At 50.7% G+C, this 20,849-nt stretch carries 19 protein-coding genes and 1 riboswitch; of the genes, 8 read left to right on the top strand and 11 right to left on the bottom strand.

Annotated features, from left to right (window positions below; all coding sequences use genetic code 11):
• The first annotated feature begins 79 nt into the window (after positions 1-79).
• On the top strand, positions 80-850 hold the full coding sequence (gene truA, locus ACO1NT_RS04520) for a tRNA pseudouridine(38-40) synthase TruA (protein ID WP_449047211.1): 771 nt from the start codon (positions 80-82) through the stop codon (positions 848-850).
• Between the two features lie 51 nt (positions 851-901).
• Positions 902-2,665 carry an ABC transporter ATP-binding protein gene (locus tag ACO1NT_RS04515; RefSeq protein ID WP_449047210.1) on the top strand — a complete coding sequence of 588 codons (1,764 nt, stop codon included), beginning with the start codon at positions 902-904 and terminating at the stop codon, positions 2,663-2,665.
• A 5-nt stretch (positions 2,666-2,670) separates the two neighbouring features.
• Here ACO1NT_RS04515 and ACO1NT_RS04510 read toward each other — a convergent pair whose 3' ends face one another.
• From ACO1NT_RS04510 to ACO1NT_RS04475, 8 genes are all read right to left on the bottom strand, one after another.
• The gene (locus ACO1NT_RS04510; RefSeq protein ID WP_449047209.1) at positions 2,671-4,260 is read right to left on the bottom strand and encodes a PepSY-associated TM helix domain-containing protein; all 1,590 of its coding nucleotides are present in this window, start codon (positions 4,258-4,260) and stop codon (positions 2,671-2,673) included.
• Between the two features lie 8 nt (positions 4,261-4,268).
• Complete coding sequence (locus tag ACO1NT_RS04505; protein ID WP_449047208.1) at positions 4,269-4,544, bottom strand: hypothetical protein; 276 nt, start codon at positions 4,542-4,544, stop codon at positions 4,269-4,271.
• A 2-nt stretch (positions 4,545-4,546) separates the two neighbouring features.
• A complete protein-coding gene (locus ACO1NT_RS04500; protein WP_449047207.1) occupies positions 4,547-4,831 on the bottom strand; it encodes a hypothetical protein in 285 nt (94 codons plus the stop codon).
• 122 nt (positions 4,832-4,953) lie between these two features.
• Positions 4,954-7,065, bottom strand: a complete 2,112-nt coding sequence (locus ACO1NT_RS04495; protein ID WP_449047206.1) for a M3 family metallopeptidase — start codon at positions 7,063-7,065, stop codon at positions 4,954-4,956.
• A 65-nt stretch (positions 7,066-7,130) separates the two neighbouring features.
• On the bottom strand, positions 7,131-8,516 hold the full coding sequence (gene hisS, locus ACO1NT_RS04490; RefSeq protein ID WP_449047205.1) for a histidine--tRNA ligase: 1,386 nt from the start codon (positions 8,514-8,516) through the stop codon (positions 7,131-7,133).
• 103 nt (positions 8,517-8,619) lie between these two features.
• Positions 8,620-9,351: a ribonuclease III gene (gene rnc, locus ACO1NT_RS04485; RefSeq protein ID WP_449047204.1), complete on the bottom strand. Its 732-nt coding sequence runs from the start codon at positions 9,349-9,351 to the stop codon at positions 8,620-8,622.
• 58 nt (positions 9,352-9,409) lie between these two features.
• Positions 9,410-10,663 (bottom strand): beta-ketoacyl-ACP synthase II, encoded by a 1,254-nt coding sequence (gene fabF / locus ACO1NT_RS04480; RefSeq protein ID WP_449047203.1) that lies wholly within the window; start codon positions 10,661-10,663, stop codon positions 9,410-9,412.
• A gap of 27 nt (positions 10,664-10,690) precedes the next feature.
• Positions 10,691-10,927, bottom strand: coding sequence for an acyl carrier protein (locus tag ACO1NT_RS04475; RefSeq protein ID WP_079717265.1), 237 nt, complete (start codon positions 10,925-10,927; stop codon positions 10,691-10,693).
• A gap of 378 nt (positions 10,928-11,305) precedes the next feature.
• Here ACO1NT_RS04475 and ACO1NT_RS04470 point away from each other — a divergent pair, with 378 nt between their 5' ends.
• The 3 genes from ACO1NT_RS04470 (at position 11,306) to ACO1NT_RS04460 (ending at position 14,090) form a co-directional block, all read left to right on the top strand.
• Positions 11,306-11,728, top strand: coding sequence for an IPExxxVDY family protein (locus ACO1NT_RS04470; RefSeq protein ID WP_449047202.1), 423 nt, complete (start codon positions 11,306-11,308; stop codon positions 11,726-11,728).
• A 196-nt stretch (positions 11,729-11,924) separates the two neighbouring features.
• Positions 11,925-13,355 carry a pyruvate kinase gene (gene pyk, locus ACO1NT_RS04465; protein ID WP_449047201.1) on the top strand — a complete coding sequence of 477 codons (1,431 nt, stop codon included), beginning with the start codon at positions 11,925-11,927 and terminating at the stop codon, positions 13,353-13,355.
• Positions 13,356-13,358: 3 nt separating this feature from the next.
• Positions 13,359-14,090, top strand: a complete 732-nt coding sequence (locus ACO1NT_RS04460; RefSeq protein ID WP_449047200.1) for a TylF/MycF/NovP-related O-methyltransferase — start codon at positions 13,359-13,361, stop codon at positions 14,088-14,090.
• Between the two features lie 20 nt (positions 14,091-14,110).
• Here the strand turns inward: ACO1NT_RS04460 and ACO1NT_RS04455 are convergent, their stop codons facing one another.
• A complete protein-coding gene (locus ACO1NT_RS04455; RefSeq protein WP_449047199.1) occupies positions 14,111-14,512 on the bottom strand; it encodes a hypothetical protein in 402 nt (133 codons plus the stop codon).
• Between the two features lie 120 nt (positions 14,513-14,632).
• On the opposite strand from ACO1NT_RS04455, the gene ACO1NT_RS04450 reads away from it, so the two are divergent.
• The 3 genes from ACO1NT_RS04450 (at position 14,633) to metE (ending at position 19,758) form a co-directional block, all read left to right on the top strand.
• Positions 14,633-16,453, top strand: a complete 1,821-nt coding sequence (locus ACO1NT_RS04450; RefSeq protein ID WP_449047198.1) for an ATP-binding protein — start codon at positions 14,633-14,635, stop codon at positions 16,451-16,453.
• 14 nt (positions 16,454-16,467) lie between these two features.
• Entirely contained in the window at positions 16,468-17,157 is a 690-nt protein-coding gene (locus tag ACO1NT_RS04445) for a response regulator transcription factor (protein WP_449047197.1), read from the top strand.
• A gap of 55 nt (positions 17,158-17,212) precedes the next feature.
• Positions 17,213-17,329, top strand: a riboswitch (SAM riboswitch).
• Between the two features lie 107 nt (positions 17,330-17,436).
• Entirely contained in the window at positions 17,437-19,758 is a 2,322-nt protein-coding gene (gene metE, locus ACO1NT_RS04440) for a 5-methyltetrahydropteroyltriglutamate--homocysteine S-methyltransferase (protein WP_449047196.1), read from the top strand.
• Positions 19,759-19,811: 53 nt separating this feature from the next.
• Here metE and ACO1NT_RS04435 read toward each other — a convergent pair whose 3' ends face one another.
• Together ACO1NT_RS04435 and ACO1NT_RS04430 are read right to left on the bottom strand one after the other, a co-directional pair.
• Positions 19,812-20,303 (bottom strand): GNAT family N-acetyltransferase, encoded by a 492-nt coding sequence (locus ACO1NT_RS04435; protein WP_449047195.1) that lies wholly within the window; start codon positions 20,301-20,303, stop codon positions 19,812-19,814.
• A gap of 258 nt (positions 20,304-20,561) precedes the next feature.
• Positions 20,562-20,789 carry a hypothetical protein gene (locus ACO1NT_RS04430; RefSeq protein ID WP_449047194.1) on the bottom strand — a complete coding sequence of 76 codons (228 nt, stop codon included), beginning with the start codon at positions 20,787-20,789 and terminating at the stop codon, positions 20,562-20,564.
• Positions 20,790-20,849 lie beyond the last annotated feature (60 nt).

The following is a 20,849-nucleotide window of genomic DNA, read 5'->3' as shown; positions in this document are numbered from 1 at the left end:
GCTGTTTGCATTAAGCAAAGTGCAAATGGCAAATGGCCAAACGTAAATAGCAAATAACAAAATCCGTACCTTTGTCGCCGTGGAAGTCTCCCATCAACGATATTTCATCGAAATCGCCTTTGACGGCAGTGCGTACCACGGTTGGCAAATCCAATCGAATGCCGAAACCGTGCAGGAACTGCTTGATAAAGCGCTGACTACCCTGCTACGCCGGCCTACGGCCACCGTAGGGTGCGGACGTACGGATACAGGTGTGCACGCCAAGCAGCTGTTTGCCCATTTCGATTGGGCAGCTGCGGTATTCCCGCTGGAAGAACGCGAATTCCTGCATCGGTTGAATGCCCTGCTCCCGCATGATATCGCTGCCAAAAGGCTTATCTCCGTAGCACCAGGCGCACACGCACGCTTCGATGCCATCAAACGATCGTATGAATATCACGCCCACCTCCGCAAAGACCCTTTTTTACACGGTCGCTCTTGGCTGCTGCGAGATGCCCCCGATGTGCCCGCAATGAATGAAGCTGCCGCCCTTCTGTACCAATATGAAGATTTTTCCTGCTTCAGCAAATCCAACACGCAGGTGTTTACCAACAATTGCCGCGTGATGCGCGCCGAATGGCAATGGCTCGGCAACGACCGCTTGGTATTCCATATTTCGGCCAACCGTTTTCTGCGTAATATGGTGCGGGCCATCGTCGGTACGTTGATGGAAATCGGGCGCGGTGAACACGCGCCGGAATACATGCATACGGTCGTCCAAAGCAGGGACCGCGCGATGGCCGGAACCTCGGTACCCGCATGCGGCCTGTACCTCACTGAGGTGGAATACCCCTACGTGGAAGCCATTTGACAAATCGATGAACCGAGATATGGCGACAAAGTCGTACTTTTGCCGCTATCCATGAGCGAACCGAAGGTAACCGGGAAGACGTATGATGCGCAACTGCTCCGCAGGATGCTGCGTTATGTGCGGCCATACAAGGGAGTCTTTGTGATTTCCGTGCTACTTACCATCCTGATGGCAGGCGTGGCCCCCGCATTGCCCATGGTGGTGGAATACACACTCGATCGGTTCATCCTCCAGAATGACATCGACGGACTACAGCTGATGCTGCTGTTGATGCTGGGGTTACTGCTGCTGCAAACCGTTGTTCGTTATTACCACACGCTGATGACCAACACGCTGGGCCAATCCGTTATCCGCGACCTCCGCATCCATGTGTTTAACCACATCACGGGCCTGCGGCTCAAGTATTTCGACCGCACACCCATAGGCCGGCTCATTACCCGTACCATTTCGGACCTGGAAACCATCGCCAATATTTTTTCGCAGGGGCTTATCCAGATTATCGGCGACCTCCTCCAGCTGGTGGTCATTCTGGGCGTCATGTTTTACACCGACTGGCGGCTTACGCTGATCGTGTTAATTCCCATGCCCTTCATGATCGGCGCAACATATGTTTTCAAGGAAGCCATGAAATCGGCTTTCCAAGACGTTCGTAAATGGGTATCGAACCTCAACACGTTCCTACAGGAGCACATTTCGGGAATCAGCATCATCCAGTATTTTGCCCGTGAGGAACAGGAAATGCGCAAATTCAAAGCGGCCAATGCAGAGCACCGCAACGCCCATATCCGGGCCAACTGGTATTTTTCTATCTTTTTCCCCGTACTGGAAATCATCATGGCGGTATCGTTGGGACTGCTGGTGTGGTACGGCTCCAAGCAGGTGCTCGCCGATACATTGTCGCCCGGTGTGATCGTTGCATTCATCATGTACATCAATATGATTTTCCGTCCCATACGGGAGCTGGTGGATAAATTCAATACCCTGCAGATGGGCATGGTCAGTGCCGAACGGATCTTTGTAGTGCTCGATACCGACGAGCGGACACCAAACGAAGGTATGCAACAGCCGGAACACATCCGTGGGGAAATTGTGTTTGACAATGTATGGTTTGCATATAACGACGAACAGTGGGTGCTGAAAGACATCAACTTTACCGTGAAGCCCGGTGAGACCTTGGCGTTGGTCGGTGCCACGGGAGCAGGTAAGTCGTCGACCATCAATATCCTCAGTCGCTTCTATGAGGTCAATAGTGGGTCCATACGGCTGGATGGCGTAGATATTCGCGATTACGAGCTCAACTACCTGCGCCGCACCATCGCCACGGTGCTACAGGATGTATTCCTTTTCTCCGATTCCGTGGCCCGCAATATCAGCCTCAACGATCCCGCCATCAGCAGGGAGCAGATCGTGGAGGCCGCCAAACAGGTGGGTGCCCACGAGTTCATCATGCGGCTACCCGGTGGCTATGACTATAAGGTGCAGGAGCGGGGCGCCACCCTTTCGTCGGGCCAAGCCCAATTGATTTCATTCATCCGCGCGTTGGTGCATGACCCGAAAATCCTGGTGCTCGATGAAGCAACCTCATCGGTAGACACCGAGTCGGAAGAGCTGATCCAGCAAGCCATCGATAAGTTGATGGCGGGCCGTACTTCCATCGTGATTGCCCACCGCCTTTCCACTATCCAGAAGGCCGATAAGATCATTGTGCTGGATAAAGGCGAGATGAAAGAGATGGGTACACACCAAGAGCTGCTCCGCATGGATGGTTACTATAAGCGACTCTACGACCTGCAGTTCCATTCCGCCGGGATATAGCTTTGTTATGCATGGCTTGATGCTGCCAATGGCTTGATTTTAAAAAAAGCGATGCCGCCCACCACTGCTAGACACAGCCAGAGCACATCGACCAGCAGGATATCGGTCTCCCCCTGGCAGTAGGTAACCCACAGCCAATTACCGGAATAAATACCATTTGCCAAGGGCACCAGCAAGCTCAACAGGCTACCGAGCAGTAGGGTTTCCCTGTTGGTTTTGCGCAGGTTGCGCCTAACGACGTAGAAGGTGGCCAATACCAGCCAACTCCAAAAATAGGTGCGATAAATGAAATCCATCCCGCCGGCGCCGCTTACCTTCACCACAATAAATGAAAATGCCGTAACAGGAAATAGCGTTAAACAGGTAGCTACAAAAATATTGGATGCCCAAAAGTTGAATACCCGCTTATGCTCGGGCACATTTTTCTTATCACGCGCTACCAACCAGATCAGGATACCGGTAATGATAACTACGCACCCCAGCAACCCGAGCACGAAGTAAACTACTTTCAGTGGATAACCACCGTAATCGCCAAAGTGGAGGCGATAGACCAGGCTTTTCACCTTGTCGAGATATGTGGCTCCCTGTTCGGCTGACTTGTGCTGAATAATCTTCCCGTCCAATACACGGTAACAGATTACCCCTTGGCCCGCAAAGCTCCATTTGGTGGATGGTTCGCCCGTCATCAAAATGTGCATGTTTTCGTCGCCATAGTTGTTGATGGAAATGCTGGTGATGAACGTATGTGGCCACAGTGCATGCGTACGCTGCACGAAGTGGTCGATATCGGCCGCCGATTTCAAGGGTTTCGATGAAAACTCGTGTTGGGGCGTAAGGTAATAGGGAAGCTGCAAACTACGGTACGCAGCCGTTTCGTCGCCTTCATAAAGGGCGTTGCTGAACGGAGTAACCAGCACGGCTCCCAAAATGAGCATCACACCGGTTACAGCGAATATGAATTGGTAAGGGAACCCGATGACCCCGAGTGCGGTGTGCGCATCCGTCCAAATGGTTTTCCATTTGGACCAGGGACGGAACGTATAAAAGTTGGAAACGATTTTATCCCAATGCAGCAATAGGCCGGTGATGAGCGCAAGCAGGAAAAGAAAAGACACCAAACCAGCCACCACATAACCAAAAGGATAGCCTATCCGTACGGGCACTTCGTTTAACTGCGCCAGGAAATGGAGCCTGTAGAGAAACTCGCCTAAATCATAGGTAGACGCATAGGTTCCCGCTTCCCGCTTTTGGAAATCGTAATAAAAAAAGTGCGGTTCCGCTGCCCTGCCCTTATTGGTGGTATCTTTAGAAGGTTGCAGAGCGGCATATGCACGGAAACGGTTGGGCTGCATGGTGAAGGACAGGTCGCGGCCGCGGAGATCATGCACCTTATCCAGCGAGTCTAGCAATGCATTAAAAACGACGGTGCTTGCGTAAGGCCGGTATTTGCTGGAGGCATCGTTTTGCCAGGCAGCAATTTCGTCTTTGAAAAACGCAAACGATCCCGCAAAGAACATCACGTAGAGTACGGCCGCTATGAAAATACCGCTAATGGTGTGGGTATGGAAATATACGTTGTATCGTCTAAGGTTCATGGCCGATATCAGTTAAAAAAGGGAATACAAAAAACAAACGTCAATAGGGCATAGATCAACCAGATCTTCCAGGCGCTATCGGCCAGAAGTGCGAGAAGCAACAGCACCGCCCAGAGAACGATGCAGCTAAAGTATGCGGTTATCAATACGTCCCCGGGGTTAAAAAAGCGGGCCAACAGGAGGTGGAACGAAACCGAAACGGCATAACCGCCGAAAAAGCCGGCCGCGATCTTCAATAACCGTACAATCGGTGACTTGGTGAGGTATTTCTTATTGGCTGGCATAGTTACGAACGGATGAGGAGTTCCAACAGTAGACTGACAACAGCCAACACGAACAGCTGGCGGCCACGAATAAACCCAAATGGGGCCAACACTACCACCAAACTCCCTGCGCACATGGCATAAGCCAGCACTGCAAACGATCCGGCTGCCCAGCCCATCGCAACCACCAATAGCACCCAGCCCAAAAGAAACGCCAATGCAGCGAGCCATCTGGGCATTACCGGCCGGCGTTTACGATAACACAGGTAAAAACCAGCGAAAAAAAGCAGTGCAATGAATGTATACATTTGTTTCTAGCGAGACAAATGTATAAAATTGTTTGTATTAAGTCTAAATAATCAAACAAAAAGCTGCTCCCTCCTCTCAGGATACGGCCCGAAGTGGACAGCTTTCTCTAGCTACGGCTTTGTTAATCCAGTCCGCGTTTCCGCATTAAATGCACGGGATCCGGGTCAGCACCCCGGAATTTACGGTAGAGTTCAGCCGGCTTTTCGGTCCCGCCCCTTTCGAGGATGTTTTGGCGGAATGCATCGGCCGTAACTTTGTCATACAGGCTGGTTTCCTTAAAGGCTGCGAATGCATCGGCATCGAGCACCTCCGCCCAGATATAGCTGTAATAACCCGCCGAATAGCCGCCAGAGAAGATATGGTTGAAGTAAGTGCTTCGGTGGCGCGGGATGATTTCATCAATCAATCCGGCTTTTTCCATCGATGCTTTTTCAAATTCCTCTGCGCTCACTGTAATGGGACTGGTAATGGTATGGTAGTCGAAATCAAGGATCGCCGACGCCAGGTATTCGACGGTAGCAAACCCTTGACCAAACGTCCCGGCACTTTCCAGTTTGGCAATCAATGCGTCGGGAATGGGTTCACCGGTTTCGTAATGTTTGGCATACTCCTTCAGTACGGACGGATCTTCTGCCCAGTTCTCCATCACCTGCGATGGAAGTTCCACGAAATCGCGCGATACGGAGGTACCCGATAGACTTCGATAAGATACATCCGACAGCAAGCCATGGAGGGCATGGCCAAATTCATGGAACAGCGTGTTGGCTTCGTCAAAGGTAAGTAGTGCCGGCTGGGTACCTACCGGCGGGGTAAAATTACATACATTCACGATGATGGGCGCAACACGTTGACCATTTTCATAGTATTGGCGGCGGAAGGAGCTCATCCAAGCGCCGGGCCGTTTCGACTCACGGGGGAAGTAATCGACATAGAAAATCCCTACCAGGGTGCCATCGGCTTCCGACACTTCGTACACCTCCACTTCTGGGTGGTATGTAGGCATATCTTCCCGCCGTTTAAACCGGAGCCCATACAACTTGTTGGCCACGTCAAAAGCACCCTGCCGAACGCTGGACAGGCTGAAATACGGTTGTAATTCCGCTTCACTCAATGAAAAGCGCTGCTGGCGGATTTTTTCCGAATAATAACGCCAATCGTAGGGCGCTGCCTGGAAGCCTTGGCCAGCTGCTTCTATTTCCTTTTGGATATCATCCGCTTCCGTCTTCGCTTTGGCAATGGCCGGCACCCATAGATCATCCAGCAGTTTCCTCACGTTAGCCGGGTTCTCGGCCATGGCCTCTTCCAACACGTAATGGGCATGGGTGGGATATCCCAGCAGGTTGGCCTTTTTGAGGCGGAGGTTAGCAATCTCTACCAAAATATCACCGTTATCATTATCGTTGCCATTAGCGCCGCGGTTTTTATAGGCCTCCCAAATCTGTTGGCGTAGTTCGCGGTTGTCCGCATATTGAAGGAACGGCATCACACTTGAATTTGACAGCGTGAATACCCACTTCCCTTCATACCCTTTGGCATCAGCGGTTGCTGCCGCCGCGGCTTTCAGCCCGTCCGAAAGACCTGCGAGTCTATCCTCGTTGTCGACCACCAATTCAAATGCATTTGTTTCCGCCAAGACGTTTTGGCCGAATTGGGTGGTTAATTCGGCGAGTTGTGTGTTGATTTCCCGCAATGCTGTTTTATCGGTATCGCTTAGGTCGGCGCCATTTCGTACAAAGTTCTTGTAACTGCGTTCCAGCAACATTTCCTGCTCGCCATTGAGGTCGAGGCTGTCTCGCTGGTTCCACACTGCTTTGACACGGCCGAAAAGCTGCTCGTTCAATGAGATATTATCACGGTGTGCCGCCAACTTGGGAGCCAATTCGGTATCCAACGCTTTCAGCGTATCGTTGGTAGTGGATGAGCTCAGGTTAGAAAACACGGACGACACGCGCGCAAGGAGCCGCCCGGCATCCTCAAGTGCCAGAATGGTATTTTCGAACGTTGGCGCTTCGGTGATACTCGCGATGGAATCAACTTCGGCACGGTGTTGGCGCAAGGCCTCCTCATATGCCGGCTTGAAATGCTCGCTCTTAATTTGATCGAATGGGGGCACCCCGTTTGGAGTATCATAAACATTCAGGAATGGGTTGCCCGTCGCTTGCTTCGTGTCGTCACACGACACAATGAACGCTGTGGAAATCATCAATAGGGGTAAAATCTGTTTATTATTCATGTTGGTGCATATGGATTGGTGTGCGGCCAAAGATAAGCATTAGGTTTCTTTCAAACCAACGCGGGCTAAGGGACCAGTCGGGCACGCAGTTCGGCCTCGGTCAGTTTCCATTGTTCGCCAGACGCCATATCCTTTAATGAAAACCGTCCCTTAGCAATTTCCTCTTCGCCAATAAGAACCACAAAAGGGATTTTCTTGTGATCGGCGTAAGCGAGTTGTTTTTTCAATTTGGCGGGGGTGGGATAAAGCTCGGAAGGAATGCCCGCAGCGCGCAATTTCTGAAGCATCGGCAGCGCATATAACTCGGCCAACTTATCGAAGTTGCTGATAAGCACTTGTGTAGACTGTACCGTCGATTCGGGGAAAAGCCCCAGTTCTTCCAATACATCGTATATCCGATCGGCCCCGAAAGAAATCCCCACACCGGTAATTCCCTTAAGCCCAAACATGCCGGTGAGGTCATCATACCGGCCGCCCCCCCCGATACTGCCCATGGTTGCCTCATTGGTTTTCACCTCGAAGATACACCCCGTATAATAGTTAAGGCCACGGGCAAGTGTAATATCCAATTCCACGAAGCGGTTAAGCAGGGCGGTATCGCCAGAAAGCTTCTCTACATATCCCAGAACGACTTCAAGCTCATCAATACCGGCAAGACCGGTGGCCGATGCTTGCAGCACATCTTTAAGTTGTTCGATTTTTTCGATGTTGGTGCCCTGCAGCTGGATAATCGGCTGCAGTCTTTCCACGTCTTCCGTGTCAAAACCACGGGCTAGCAATTCATTGTTCACGCCTTCCAAGCCAATCTTATCCAACTTGTCGATGGCGACCGTCATATCGACAATCAGTTCCGGCTTTCCCAGTATCTCTGCGATGCCAGCCAACAGTTTGCGGTTGTTGAGCTTTATGGAAAAGTCCCGCAGCCCAAGCTTGGCCAATGCCTCGTGGTAGATGAGTACGAACTCGGCTTCATTGAGCAAACTATCGGATCCCACGACATCCACATCGCACTGGTAGAATTCGCGGTATCGGCCACGTTGGGGCCGGTCGGCACGCCATACGGGCTGTATCTGAAACCGCTTGAACGGCAACGTCAGTTCATGCTGGTGCATGACCACATAGCGGGCAAAAGGAACGGTAAGGTCATACCGCAGTGCACGTTCCGTGATATGCGGAATGAGCGGGGTGGAGGCACGCGCCTCCAGTAGGTCTGCCGGCGCTTTGGCGAGGTAGTCGCCAGAATTGAGTATTTTAAAGATTAGTTTATCTCCCTCATCACCGTATTTCCCCGTGAGTGTTTGGAGGTTCTCAAAGGAGGGTGTCTGAATCTCCCGATAGCCGTATTTGATAAACACCGATTTAATGGTGTTGAAGATATGATTGCGCTTTTCCATTTCCGCGGGCGAAAAATCACGCGTGCCCTTGGCCAATGAAGGTTTGATTATTGCCATGCGGCAAAGGTAAGGATTGATAGGCTAATTTACCTATCTGCTTGTTTGCTTATTTCCCGATTTGCACGGCAAAGTGCAAAAAGCAAATGGCGAAAAGCAACCATCAAAGCACGTTCAGTGCTTCGCAGGCCTTCTCGGCAGCGATCTTCTCAGCGCTTTTCTTGTTATAGTCGCGCCCGGTACCGTATACTTCGCCATTGACGACCGCCTCGATCGTAAAGATCTTGACACTATCGCCCGCCGCATTCTCCGCTTGGACGAAACAGATTTCCTTGCCGGCCTGCTGGCACCATTCAATCAGCCGGCTCTTGAAATTGGTCTCGGTTTGCTCCAGCAATTGGATATCCACGTGGGGCTTGATGATCCTGTTGATCAGGAAATTTTTCACGAAGGCATATCCTTTGTCCAGGTAGATAGCTCCCACCAAAGCTTCAAATGCATCACCCAATAGCGACCCCTGTTTATTGGGATAATGGACCATGCGGGCATCATATTGGATAAGTTCGCTGAGGCCCAATTTCTTGGAGAGCTGATTTAGATGGGCACGGCTCACAATTTTCGACCGCATTTCGGTAAGGAACCCCTCGTCTTTATAAGGATATTTCTTGAAAAGCAATTCAGCCACCACCGACCCCAATACCGCATCGCCCAAAAATTCTAGCCGTTCGTTGCTGTTTTTGGTGCCGTCTTTGATGGGCACCGCTACGGACTTGTGACGGAAAGCCAGCTGGTAGAGATGCAGGTTGCCCGGAACAAAGCCAAGCATGTTCTTCAGCGCCCTCACATAGCGGCGATTGGGTGAAAAATGCAGTTTGTAAATCTTCGAAACAGGCATCTGGTTACTAACTGAAAAACACGCAAAAAGGAACCCTCGTTCGCGTGGAATGCCTTAATTACCCTTCGTATTTCTTGAAAATGACCGTGGCGTTGTGACCACCAAAGCCAAAAGTATTGCTCATGGCCGCATTCACGGTCCGCTTCTGCGCTTTATTGAATGTGAAGTTTAATTTCGGATCAAGATTCGGGTCGTCTGTGAAGTGATTGATCGTAGGCGGTACGATGTCGTTCCGGACGGCAAGAATAGAAGCGATAGACTCCACGGCGCCGGCAGCGCCTAAGAGATGGCCTGTCATCGATTTCGTTGAGCTGATATTCAACCCATATGCGTGTTGGCCAAACAGCTCCAAGATGGCCATGATTTCGCTAGGGTCGCCTACCGGCGTAGAGGTGCCATGCACGTTGATGTAATCGATGGCATCCTTGGTAAGTTTGGCGTCCGCAAGTGCATTGCCCATGGCGAGCCGAGCACCAAGGCCTTCCGGGTGCGACGCAGTAATGTGATAAGCATCGGCACTCATGCCCGCTCCGACGAGTTCGGCATAAATCTTCGCTCCCCGGGCCTGGGCATGTTCCAAGCTTTCCAACACGATGGCTGCACCGCCTTCTCCAGCCACAAACCCATCCCGGTCCTTATCGAAAGGCCGCGATGCCGTTTGGGGGTCGTCGTTACGGGTGGATAGCGCATGCATGGCATTAAACCCTCCGATGCCCGCTTCGTTGATGATGGCTTCCGAGCCCCCGCTGATAATGATATCGGCATATCCGGTACGGATATAATTCAGGGAATCGATCAATGCATGGGTAGATGACGCACATGCGGATACGGTTGAGAAATTCGGCCCCCGCAGCCCGTGCCGCATGGAAATATGGCCGGGTGCGATGTCCAAAATCATCTTCGGAATAAAAAACGGGTTGAAACGGGGCGTTCCATCACCGCCTGCAAAGCTGGTTACCTCATCCAAAAAAGTCTTAAGGCCCCCAATACCCGATCCCCATATCACACCGATACGGTTGGTATCTAGTTTATCGAATGCCAGCGATGCGTCAGCAATCGCTTCATCCGTAACAGCCAATGCATAATGTACAAATGGATCTACTTTCCGGGCCTCTTTGCGCTCCATGAAATCCTCGGCGTTGAACCCCTTCACCTCACAAGCAAAACGCGTCTTGAATTTCGACGCGTCAAACTTAGTGATTGGAGCAGCGCCGCTTACTCCTTTGATCAGGCTGTCCCAAAATTCGGGGACAGTATTCCCAATCGGAGTAAGCGCACCTAACCCTGTTACTACTACTCTTTTAAGCTCCATTTATAACGATTGGCCTAATGAATTTAGTTAGTTAACGTTTTTTTCTAAATAAGCGATTGCTTGTCCTACCGTGCTAATGGTCTCAGCTTGGTCATCGGGAATGGCAACGTTGAATTCCTTTTCGAATTCCATGATCAACTCCACGGTGTCGAGTGAGTCGGCGCCCAAATCGTTGGTGAATGAAGCTTCCGGGGTCACTTCGTTTTCGTCTACACCTAGCTTTTCAACGATGATTGCTTTAACTCTTGATGCGATATCAGACATGATTCTATAGTTTAATTGTTTAATAAATCTGTGCAAAGAAAAATAAATTTCGGCAAATAGTAAAACATATTTGATTTTTGGGGCATTATTCAGGTTTTTGCCGCAAACTGAATTAGCGTTTTTATATCAGCGATTTAGCGTAAATTTTAGTTCGCCCGTTTAACCTCGGTTAATTATCCTTGAGACTGTTTGTGCCTTCCCTTCCTTACCTGCATGGTAAATGCGCGGTCAGTCGTTTTTGTTTTTGTAGATTTTGCTATATCATTCATATTTTAGTGGCAGCAAAGAACCGGGCCTGCGAGCCCACAAAGTAAACCGATCAATTTGCGATGATGCAAGCAAATTTATCTAAGTTTGCGCTGAATATAGAAAAATACTTTGAATAAAGTCACATTAAAATACGAATTGGACCTCGATTTCGTATTGGTTGCCATTACGTCATCACTCAGGGACTACCGGTTGTGCCATTTTATCAATAAGGCGACAGGACTTAAACTGTGCAAAATGGCCGACTATGAAATCGGGATGCCTCCGCCCGTTGGACGGGCATGCTTCAGCAGGTATGCCGATGTCGACGAGGTCAACGAGACTGAATATTACCTCTTGGCCAACAAGGGGTTGGATGGGGGGATATTGGTGCCGGAAATGCGCCATTCCGATTATTTCCTGCTCATCAAACACTTCATCGACGACGATGACCTCACCGAACTGTTGGACCATATCGTTGCGATAGCCGATGTGGTTGCGGCAAGTGAAATCTCGCCAGAAAAATTGAAATCCAAAGAAAATCTGATATTTTAGTGCCATATTTACGCTATAAAATGGTCTCTTAGCGGTAACATAGAGACCGGTAAATTCTTTCATTGCATGTAAAAGAATTTATCTAAGTTTGCCGAAGTATATCAAAGTGTATCCATCACACCATATTAGAAGACAAACAAATCGAACGGTTGCCCGCACAAGGCACGCGTATAAAGACACATTAACACTGCAATAAATGGAAAAGGTTCAAAAGCGAACTAAAATCGTGGCCACATTGGGCCCAGCATCAGCAAAGAAGGAAATATTAACCAGCCTCATTGCCAAGGGGGTGGATGTTTGTCGGCTTAATTTTTCGCACGGTAGCCAGGAAGACCACCTCGCGGTCATCAACACCATACGGGAAATCAACAGCGAGTACAACATGAATATCGGAATTTTGGCGGATCTCCAAGGCCCTAAAATCCGGATAGGCAAGATGAAAGAAGGTGGCGCGGTACTCTTAAACGGGGCTCAGGTTGAAATCACCACCCACGAACTGGTGGGGGATGAGAGCCGTATTTACATCACTTACCCCGAATTCCCGAAAGATGTAAACGAGAATGAAATCATCTTGCTTGACGACGGTAAAATCCAACTGCGCGTGTTGCGCAGCAACCTGAAGGATACGGTGTGGTGCGAGGTCGTACACGGCGGCGTGCTTACCTCGCGCAAAGGGGTGAACTTGCCGAACACCAAAGTATCCATACCAAGCCTTACCGAAGAGGACCTCGACAACCTACATTTCGTGCTTCAATACGATGTGGAGTGGATCGGCATGTCTTTCGTGCGGAATGCGGAAGATATCGTGCGGCTAAAAGAGGTTATCAGGGAAGCAGGGAGGTCGTCGCAGGTAATCGCGAAAATAGAAAAGCCCGAAGCCATCGATAACATCGACGCCATCATCGAAGTGACAGACGGCATCATGGTAGCACGGGGCGACCTCGGCGTGGAAATGCCCATGGAAGACGTTCCCGTACTACAGAAAATGATCGTTAAAAAATGCCGCAACGCCTCCAAACCGGTTATTATCGCTACCCAGATGCTGGAGAGCATGATTACCACACCCCGCCCTACGCGGGCTGAGGTAAACGATGTGGCCAACTCGGTGCTCGACGGTGCCGATGCCGTCATGTTGAGCGGCGAAACATCTGTTGGCGAGTTTCCCGAAATCGTCATCGAGACCATGAGCAAGATCATTGTGCATGTGGAACGGACATCGTACCCCTATTACAGCTCAAAGAACACACCACACGACGATGAGTCGGTCATCCCCGATGCCATCTGCGGCTCGTCCGTTTACCTGGCAGAGAAAACCAGTGCCTGCGCCATCGTGGCCATGACGTATTCGGGCTATACCGCCTTTGAAATATCGAGCTATCGACCCAATGCGGACATCTACATTTTTACAGGCAACCGTGCGCTGCTCAATACGTTGACACTCCTGTGGGGGGTGAAGACATTCTACTATGACAAGTTTGAAAGCACAGATGGCAGTATCCATGACGTCAACACGCTGCTGAAATCGAAAAAGCTCGTGCAGCCGGGGCAAATCGTTATCAATACAGCGTCTACCCCGCTCCACAAAAAGGGAAAGACAAATACAATCAAGGTAACCGAAATGGAATAACGGATGGATATCCACGAGGTTACAGACCGAATGACCACCAAAGCGCTCGCTTGGTGGTATCGCCTTACCAACCATGATAAGGCAGCCGTCTTGCAAGTCAAGATGGAGCAATTGACGTACCTCACCGCCCAGGACCTGCTCAATCTATATGGGGTAGCCCGGGAAGTGGAAGAGGCGCGGGTGGCCGGCTTATTCATCGAAGCCGGCTGTGCGCTCGGGGGATCGGCCATCGCACTCGGCAAGGCAAAGGCCACCGCCCGCGAACTCCGCTTATATGATGCGTTCGACATGATTCCGCCCCCGTCAGACAAAGACGACGCTGATGTGCACGCCCGATACGAAGAAATAAAAAGCGGTAAATCAAAGGGAATTGGTGGCGACACCTATTATGGATATACGGAAAACCTACAGGAGGTGGTCGCCGACAACTTGGCTAAACATGGGCTTCCACACCAAGAAAACAACATCAAGCTGATTAAGGGATATTTCGAAGATACGCTCTACATTACCCAACCGGTAGCTTTGGCCCACATCGATTGCGATTGGTATGCATCGGTAATGAGCTGCCTGATCCAAATCGAACCCCACCTTTCGCCGGGGGGGAAACTCCTATTCGATGACTATTACGATTGGTCCGGCTGCCGCCATGCGGTAGATGAATATTTCAACGATAAAACCGGATACACCTTTCTCCAGGTGGGCCGCAAGCTCCACGTGACCAAAACGGGGCGCTAGGACCACTCGGCTCCGAGGGTCTACTCCTTTGGCTTCCGGTTTTCCAGGGTATCCCTTGGCTTATAGCGTTCGCGGAGGAGGCTGTCGGGCTTAATATTACCCGCGCTGTCCGGTCTTACGTTAATGATCCGTTCAGCAGGTTTGCCTTGGTAAACATTGGGCATGGGCACACAATTGTCGCCTTGGTATGCGTTCGGCATGGCTATCGCATAGTCACCCTGGTATACGTTCGGCATCGGAGAGGTGTCGAACATCCGCTCGCCGGGGCGCTGAAGCTGCCGCTTCGAGCGCACGGGGCCCACCAACACCTGGGCTTCGGGCTTTTCCAAACGTAAACTATCGTTACCATCGCGCTCTTGTTGGGCCAGCCCAATCGCAGGCGAACTAAAAAGAACGATTAAAAAAATACAGAGCCTGTTCATAACCCTAGTAAATTGGTACATTCAAAAGTAGCGAAAAATAACCGCTCCGCGCGTAATGCACCATGTTAAAATTTGTTAAAAGCTACCGTTTGCTGCGCAGCTTGTGTATTTTTGTAAGGAATGAAGCACAAAAAAAGCATTGGACTGATCATCGGCTTGATGACCTTGGCCCTTTTGGGGGTGGTAGCCATGCAATATTTTTTCATCCGCCAATCCTACGTGCTGAAAGCCCAGCTTTTTGATGAATCTGTAAAAGCCGCACTCAATGCGGTGGCCTCCAAGGCGGAGAAGCGCGAAGTGATGCAACTTGCCGCTGCGCAACGCAAAAACAAGGAAAGGGCCGAGCGTGAGCAACGAAAGCTCGAAGAACAGCTCCGGCTGAAAACGGAAATCGAACAGCTGCGCCAAAAACAAGCAGAATTGCGCTTGGCATTCCTAAAGCAGGAGGAGGAACTGAATCAAAAATTCCCCATCGTTATACCCATTGAAAATAACGATTTTTATGAAACGTACATCAATAATCCATTTCATCAGAACCTCGTATCGGTAAGCTATCAGTCAAACATTGTCATAGACAATGGATTCCAGCGGAACGACAACTCCATCGGACTCGCCGCCACCCGAAGGGTACCAACCATTAAGGCAAAAGACGACAGTGTGCGCTACTTCATCCCGATGGGACCTGATGAGTTCAACACCACGCGGCTCAAATACGCTATAAAGGCATTTCCCCCCCGGCAAGACCTCAAGATGGATCGTGAGATTGCCCGCAAGGAACGGGAACTGCAGTTATTGCAAGCTAACACGTTGATGGACACCATTGCCATCATAAGTGGCAAGAATCCCATGATGGTACAGGGTTTTGAGGCGGAGATGGAGCTATACAAGCGTCCCCTCAGTGAGCGCATCAACGTGGGGTACATCCGGTCAGAACTCGAAAAAGAACTGGTTGTCAGAGACATCGAGTCGCCATTCGATTTGATAATCAAAGACCGCAACACCACGCTTTATGCATCTTTCGCCAACTTGTCGGAGGCAGAAGAAGCGGATCCGCAGAGTCTATACACCACCGAGCTCTTCCGGGCGGATAACCACAATTCGTCTGGCCGCCTTGCGGTATATTTCCCGAACAAAGACAACCTGTTGATGGGAAACATGACCGTGATGCTATTTTCGTCGGTGACGCTGTTGCTGGTATTGGTCGGAAGCTTTACCTACACCATTTTCACCATGCTCCGCCAGAAAAAAATATCGGAGATGAAGACAGACTTCATCAATAATATGACGCACGAGTTCAAGACGCCGGTAGCCACCATCATGATTGCCAGCGAATCACTCAGAGACGCGGAAATCGCGGCCGACCAACAGCGCGCCACTCGACTGGCCAACATTATCTACGATGAAAACGTACGCTTGGGCAACCACATCGAGCGCGTACTCAATATTGCCCGCCTCGAGAAAGACAACCTAAAGCTGGAACACCGGCCCGTAGATATCAACGACTTGGCACAGGCTGTGGTGGATAGCATGGAGCTGCAGCTGCTTAAACATGGAGCCAAGGTAAACACGCACCTCGACGCGACAGAGGCCGTTGTATCGGGCGACGAGCTACACCTGTCCAATGTGCTGTTCAACCTCTTGGACAATGCCATAAAATACAGTAACGAAAATCCAGATATCATCATCAGGACCAAAAGCAACGGCAAGCACATACACATTACGGTGGCCGATAAAGGCATCGGCATGAGCCGCGACCAACTGTCGAAGATCTTCGACCAATTCTACCGTATCCCAACCGGAAACCGCCACGACGTAAAAGGCTTCGGCCTGGGGCTTAGCTATGTCAACGATATCGTAAAGCGTTTGGATGGGAAAATACATGTACGGAGCGAAAAAGACAAAGGCACCACATTTGAAATTACATTACCGCTCGAACGATAGGGAGACCCACCATTATGCAAAAGATTCTACTGGCTGAAGACGACCCCAACCTGGGCGATATCTTGAAAGATTACCTGGAACTGAAGGGCAAATTCGAAGTTACGCTCTGCAAGGATGGCGACGAAGCGCTGCGACAATTCAATAAAGAGACTTTCGACCTTTGCATACTCGACGTGATGATGCCACGCAAGGATGGCTTCACACTAGGCAAAGAAATACGCAAAACCAACACAGACATACCCATCATCTTCGCTACGGCCAAAGGAATGATGGAAGACAAAACCGAGGCCTTCGGACTAGGGGGCGACGATTATATTACCAAACCGTTTCGCGTGGAAGAACTCCTGTTGCGCATCCAGGCCTTGCTCAAGCGGGCGACGCGTGAGAAACAGGAAGAAACATATGCCGACCAATTCGACATCGGGAAATACCATTTCGACTACGTGTCGCAACAAATCAGCTATGGGGAACAACAGCAAAAACTATCAACCAAAGAAGCTGAATTGCTCCGCCTGCTCTGCATTAAGAAAAACGACGTGTTGACGCGCGAGGAAGCTTTGTTGAAAATCTGGCACGACGACAACTACTTCAACGGACGCAGCATGGATGTCTTCCTGAGTAAATTGCGCAAGTACCTGCGCGACGACTCCAACGTGGAAATCGTCAACGTGCACGGCAAGGGATATAAACTCCTAGTAAGTTAGTAGACCATCTGTAAAAATATTTGTGGTTTCCATAATTTATCCCGACCTTAGCGGCCGCTTATGGAGAAAGGCAGAGGGAATGGACCCTGTGAAGCCTTAGCAACCTGTCTACAGACAAGGTGCTAAATTCTACTCTCCCCCACTAAAAAGCGGGGGTAGGGAAAAATAAGCAGACACAACTGACCCTTGTGCCGTCTCCCCAAAGCATCCAGAAAAGACTTCTCATTCCACAGTGGAAGGAGGTTTTTGCGTTGTACATTCATTTATTTATACAATATCATGTTAAAAACCAACAATTTGGGTTACCCGCGTATCGGTGCCCTTCGGGAGCTGAAAAAGGCCAACGAAGCCTACTGGGCAAAAAAGATTAACCAGCAGGAGTTGCTGGAGGCCGCGCGCACCATTCGCGAAGGAAATTGGAAAACCCAACAGGAGGCCGGCATCGCCCTCATCCCTTCCAACGATTTTTCGTTCTATGATCAGGTGCTGGACCTCACGCTTACCGTAGGTGCCATCCCCGCCCGCTACGCAGGCTTCACCGTTGAAGGTGCCTCTTCTTACAACCTCGACTTATATTTCGCCATGGCACGTGGTTTCCAGCAGGGTGGACTCGACGTAACCGCCATGGAAATGACCAAATGGTTCGACACCAATTACCACTACATCGTGCCGGAGTTTGTGAAGGACCAGCAGTTCAGCCTCACTTCCGAGAAGGTAGTAAATGAATTTAACGAAGCCAAGCAATTGGGCATCACCACCAAGCCGGTGCTACTGGGCCCCATCACCTACCTATTGCTGGGTAAAGAAAAAGAAGCCGGCTTCGATCGGATCGACCTTATTGACCGCCTGCTGCCCGTTTATGAAGAAATATTGGGCAAGCTCGCCGCGGCAGGTGCCGAGTGGGTGCAGTTTGACGAGCCTTTCCTCGCATTGGACATCGACGACAAAACCCGCGCACTTTACCAAACGGTTTACAGCCGCCTCGCCGCTGCCGCAAAAGGCACCAAACTCGTTGTGGCCACTTACTTCGAATCGCTGCGCGAGAATGCAGGAACGGCATTGAACCTACCCGTACAGGCATTGCACATCGACCTCGTACGTGGTGAAAACCAGCTCGACGAGCTTTTGGGCAGCGTACCTGCCGGCCTTACCCTTTCGCTCGGTGTGGTGGATGGCCGCAACATCTGGAAAAACGACTACGAGGCGTCCCTCAAAAAAATCAAACAGGCTGTTGATGCATTAGGTGCCGACCGCGTATGGGTTGCACCATCCAGCTCGCTGCTGCACGTCCCGTTCGACCTCGATCTGGAAACCAACGAACAATCGCTTCCGGCGGAAGTTAAAAACTGGCTCGCTTTTGCCAAGCAAAAGCTTACCGAGGTGACCGACCTGGCCGCGCTGGCGACCGGCGATGCGGACAGCGCCGTTACTTCGCGCTTCGAGGCCAACAAAGCTGCTCAACAAAGCCGCCGCACCTCTGCACTCATCCATCGCGACGATGTGAAAACGCGTGTAAAGAATATTACAGACGACGATGCCAAGCGGACCAGCCCCTTTGCCGACCGTAAGACCAAGCAACAGGCGAAGTTCAACCTGCCTGCCTTTGCCACCACCACGATCGGCTCGTTCCCGCAGACCAGAGACGTGCGCAAATGGCGTGCTGACCTCAAAAAGGGAGCCATCAGCCAAGCGGAGTACGACAAGCTTATCGCCGAAGAAACCGAGCGGACCATCCGCCTGCAAGAGGACCTCGACATCGACGTACTGGTACACGGCGAATTTGAGCGCAACGACATGGTCGAATACTTCGGCGAACAACTATCGGGCTATGCCTTCACCAAAAATGGCTGGGTACAGTCATACGGTTCACGCTGTGTGAAACCCCCCGTTATCTATGGTGACGTTTCCCGTCCGAATGACATGACCGTTTATTGGTCAGCCTACGCACAAACCCTTACCAATCGCCCCGTAAAAGGGATGCTTACGGGTCCGGTGACCATTTTGCAATGGTCATTCGTGCGCAATGACCAGCCACGGTCTGAAACCACCTATCAAATTGCCCTGGCTATTTTGGATGAGGTGCAGGCATTGGAAAAAGCCGGTATCAAAATCATCCAGATCGACGAGCCGGCTATCCGCGAGGGCCTGCCCCTCCGCAAGGCCGACCACAAGGCGTACCTCGATTGGGCCGTGCGTGCATTCCGTGTGTCGTCCTCAAACGTAGAAGACGATACGCAGATACATACCCACATGTGCTACTCGGAGTTCAACGACATCATCGAGCATATCGCTGCCATGGATGCCGACGTAATCACCATCGAGACATCGCGTTCGCAGATGGAGTTGCTCGATGCCTTTGCCGACTTCAACTACCCGAACGACATAGGCCCCGGTGTTTACGACATCCACTCACCGCGCGTACCAAGCAAGGAAGAGATGGTGAAACTGCTTGAAAAAGCAAAAGCCGTTATCCCTGCCGGACAGCTTTGGGTTAACCCTGACTGCGGCCTGAAAACCCGCGCTTGGCCCGAAACGAAAGCCGCGCTGGAATCCATGGTTGAAGCTGCGAAGACACTACGCGGCGTGGCTGCAACGGTGTAGCCACATCCATCCATGTTATTTCGAGCCCCGTTGCTATCAGGCAGCGGGGTTTTTTAATGCAATGGGGCTTTCCACACCATTTTATGGATATTGAAATCTCGGCCGAACGCATGTACCACCGTATGGCCATGCTGTTGGAAAACAAAACCTACTTTCTCGTAGCAGCGTTTCGCGGCTACATTTTCATCCCATACATTGAGATCCACGGTGTCACAACCATATAAGCGTACGCATTCCCCTACCAAGGCCGTAACGAACCGATGCCCTAAACCTTTGCCGCGTGTGGAGGGGTCCCCGATCAGGATACGGCCCAAGCGCGGCCAGCCGCAGTCTTGTGGAATGATTTCGCCGAAAGCGACAGGAACGGCATCAAGTAGCCCTACATATTGTGGCCTATCGGGGTGCTCGTTTCTGTATTCCATCAGTTGGTCAACGTTTAAGGGGAACTGGAAATGACCGCCCGAATACTGGAACAGCAACTCTGGAGAAGTGACCCACCGCTGCAGAAAAACAAAATCTGCCGGTTCAAAATTTCGAATTTCCAATTATGCCTCCTTGTCTAACGTTTGGAAGGCAATAATACACATTCCAACATAATCGACAGAGACCAAAATTTCCGTGGCACCTAATTACATAATGCAGCCTGGTGCTTCCTGCCGAAGGCACCTACTCATTATCAGCTTATGGAATAACGAAATAAACGTCATCAATAAACTAAAGTCCGTTTCCTGCGCGGCCAGCTGCTCCGCAATACGTTAGACCTATTCTTTATCTTCACGCCGGAGAAACAGCGGCGCTCAAATTTATCCCTCCATTAAATGGCGCAAGTATACAGCCGGGTTGTCCAAAAATGATTTGGTTAACTGATCGTGCTCCGTTTCTTGGTAAACCGTTTCTTTGATCCCATCCGTATCAAATTGATAGATCACAGCCCCGGGGTAACAAATAAGCATGGGTGAATGCGTGGCAATGATGAACTGTGCCCGCCCGCTATAGGTTAGCCGTTGGATTACAGCGATAAAGGCTAGCATGCGATGTAATACGCAGCTATATGCTATAACCTTCTGAAAGGGCATATAAAACTATGGAGT

The organism is Parapedobacter sp. (assembly GCF_053550995.1).
The sequence above is the reverse complement of the archived record's forward strand: the minus strand, read 5'-3'. Positions and strand labels throughout refer to the sequence as shown.

What these genes read in the sequence shown, in the direction of transcription:
- ACO1NT_RS04515 (WP_449047210.1), top strand. Translation starts at nt 902, where the DNA reads ATGAGCGAACCGAAGGTAACCGGGAAGACGTATGATGCGCAACTGCTC.
- ACO1NT_RS04505 (WP_449047208.1), bottom strand. Translation starts at nt 4,544, where the DNA reads ATGCCAGCCAATAAGAAATACCTCACCAAGTCACCGATTGTACGGTTA.
- rnc (WP_449047204.1), bottom strand. Translation starts at nt 9,351, where the DNA reads ATGCCTGTTTCGAAGATTTACAAACTGCATTTTTCACCCAATCGCCGC.
- ACO1NT_RS04450 (WP_449047198.1), top strand. Translation starts at nt 14,633, where the DNA reads ATGAAGCACAAAAAAAGCATTGGACTGATCATCGGCTTGATGACCTTG.
- ACO1NT_RS04460 (WP_449047200.1), top strand. Translation starts at nt 13,359, where the DNA reads ATGGATATCCACGAGGTTACAGACCGAATGACCACCAAAGCGCTCGCT.
- fabF (WP_449047203.1), bottom strand. Translation starts at nt 10,663, where the DNA reads ATGGAGCTTAAAAGAGTAGTAGTAACAGGGTTAGGTGCGCTTACTCCG.
- ACO1NT_RS04495 (WP_449047206.1), bottom strand. Translation starts at nt 7,065, where the DNA reads ATGAATAATAAACAGATTTTACCCCTATTGATGATTTCCACAGCGTTC.
- metE (WP_449047196.1), top strand. Translation starts at nt 17,437, where the DNA reads ATGTTAAAAACCAACAATTTGGGTTACCCGCGTATCGGTGCCCTTCGG.
- ACO1NT_RS04430 (WP_449047194.1), bottom strand. Translation starts at nt 20,789, where the DNA reads ATGCTAGCCTTTATCGCTGTAATCCAACGGCTAACCTATAGCGGGCGG.
- ACO1NT_RS04455 (WP_449047199.1), bottom strand. Translation starts at nt 14,512, where the DNA reads ATGAACAGGCTCTGTATTTTTTTAATCGTTCTTTTTAGTTCGCCTGCG.
- pyk (WP_449047201.1), top strand. Translation starts at nt 11,925, where the DNA reads ATGGAAAAGGTTCAAAAGCGAACTAAAATCGTGGCCACATTGGGCCCA.
- ACO1NT_RS04510 (WP_449047209.1), bottom strand. Translation starts at nt 4,260, where the DNA reads ATGAACCTTAGACGATACAACGTATATTTCCATACCCACACCATTAGC.
- ACO1NT_RS04500 (WP_449047207.1), bottom strand. Translation starts at nt 4,831, where the DNA reads ATGTATACATTCATTGCACTGCTTTTTTTCGCTGGTTTTTACCTGTGT.
- hisS (WP_449047205.1), bottom strand. Translation starts at nt 8,516, where the DNA reads ATGGCAATAATCAAACCTTCATTGGCCAAGGGCACGCGTGATTTTTCG.
- ACO1NT_RS04445 (WP_449047197.1), top strand. Translation starts at nt 16,468, where the DNA reads ATGCAAAAGATTCTACTGGCTGAAGACGACCCCAACCTGGGCGATATC.
- ACO1NT_RS04475 (WP_079717265.1), bottom strand. Translation starts at nt 10,927, where the DNA reads ATGTCTGATATCGCATCAAGAGTTAAAGCAATCATCGTTGAAAAGCTA.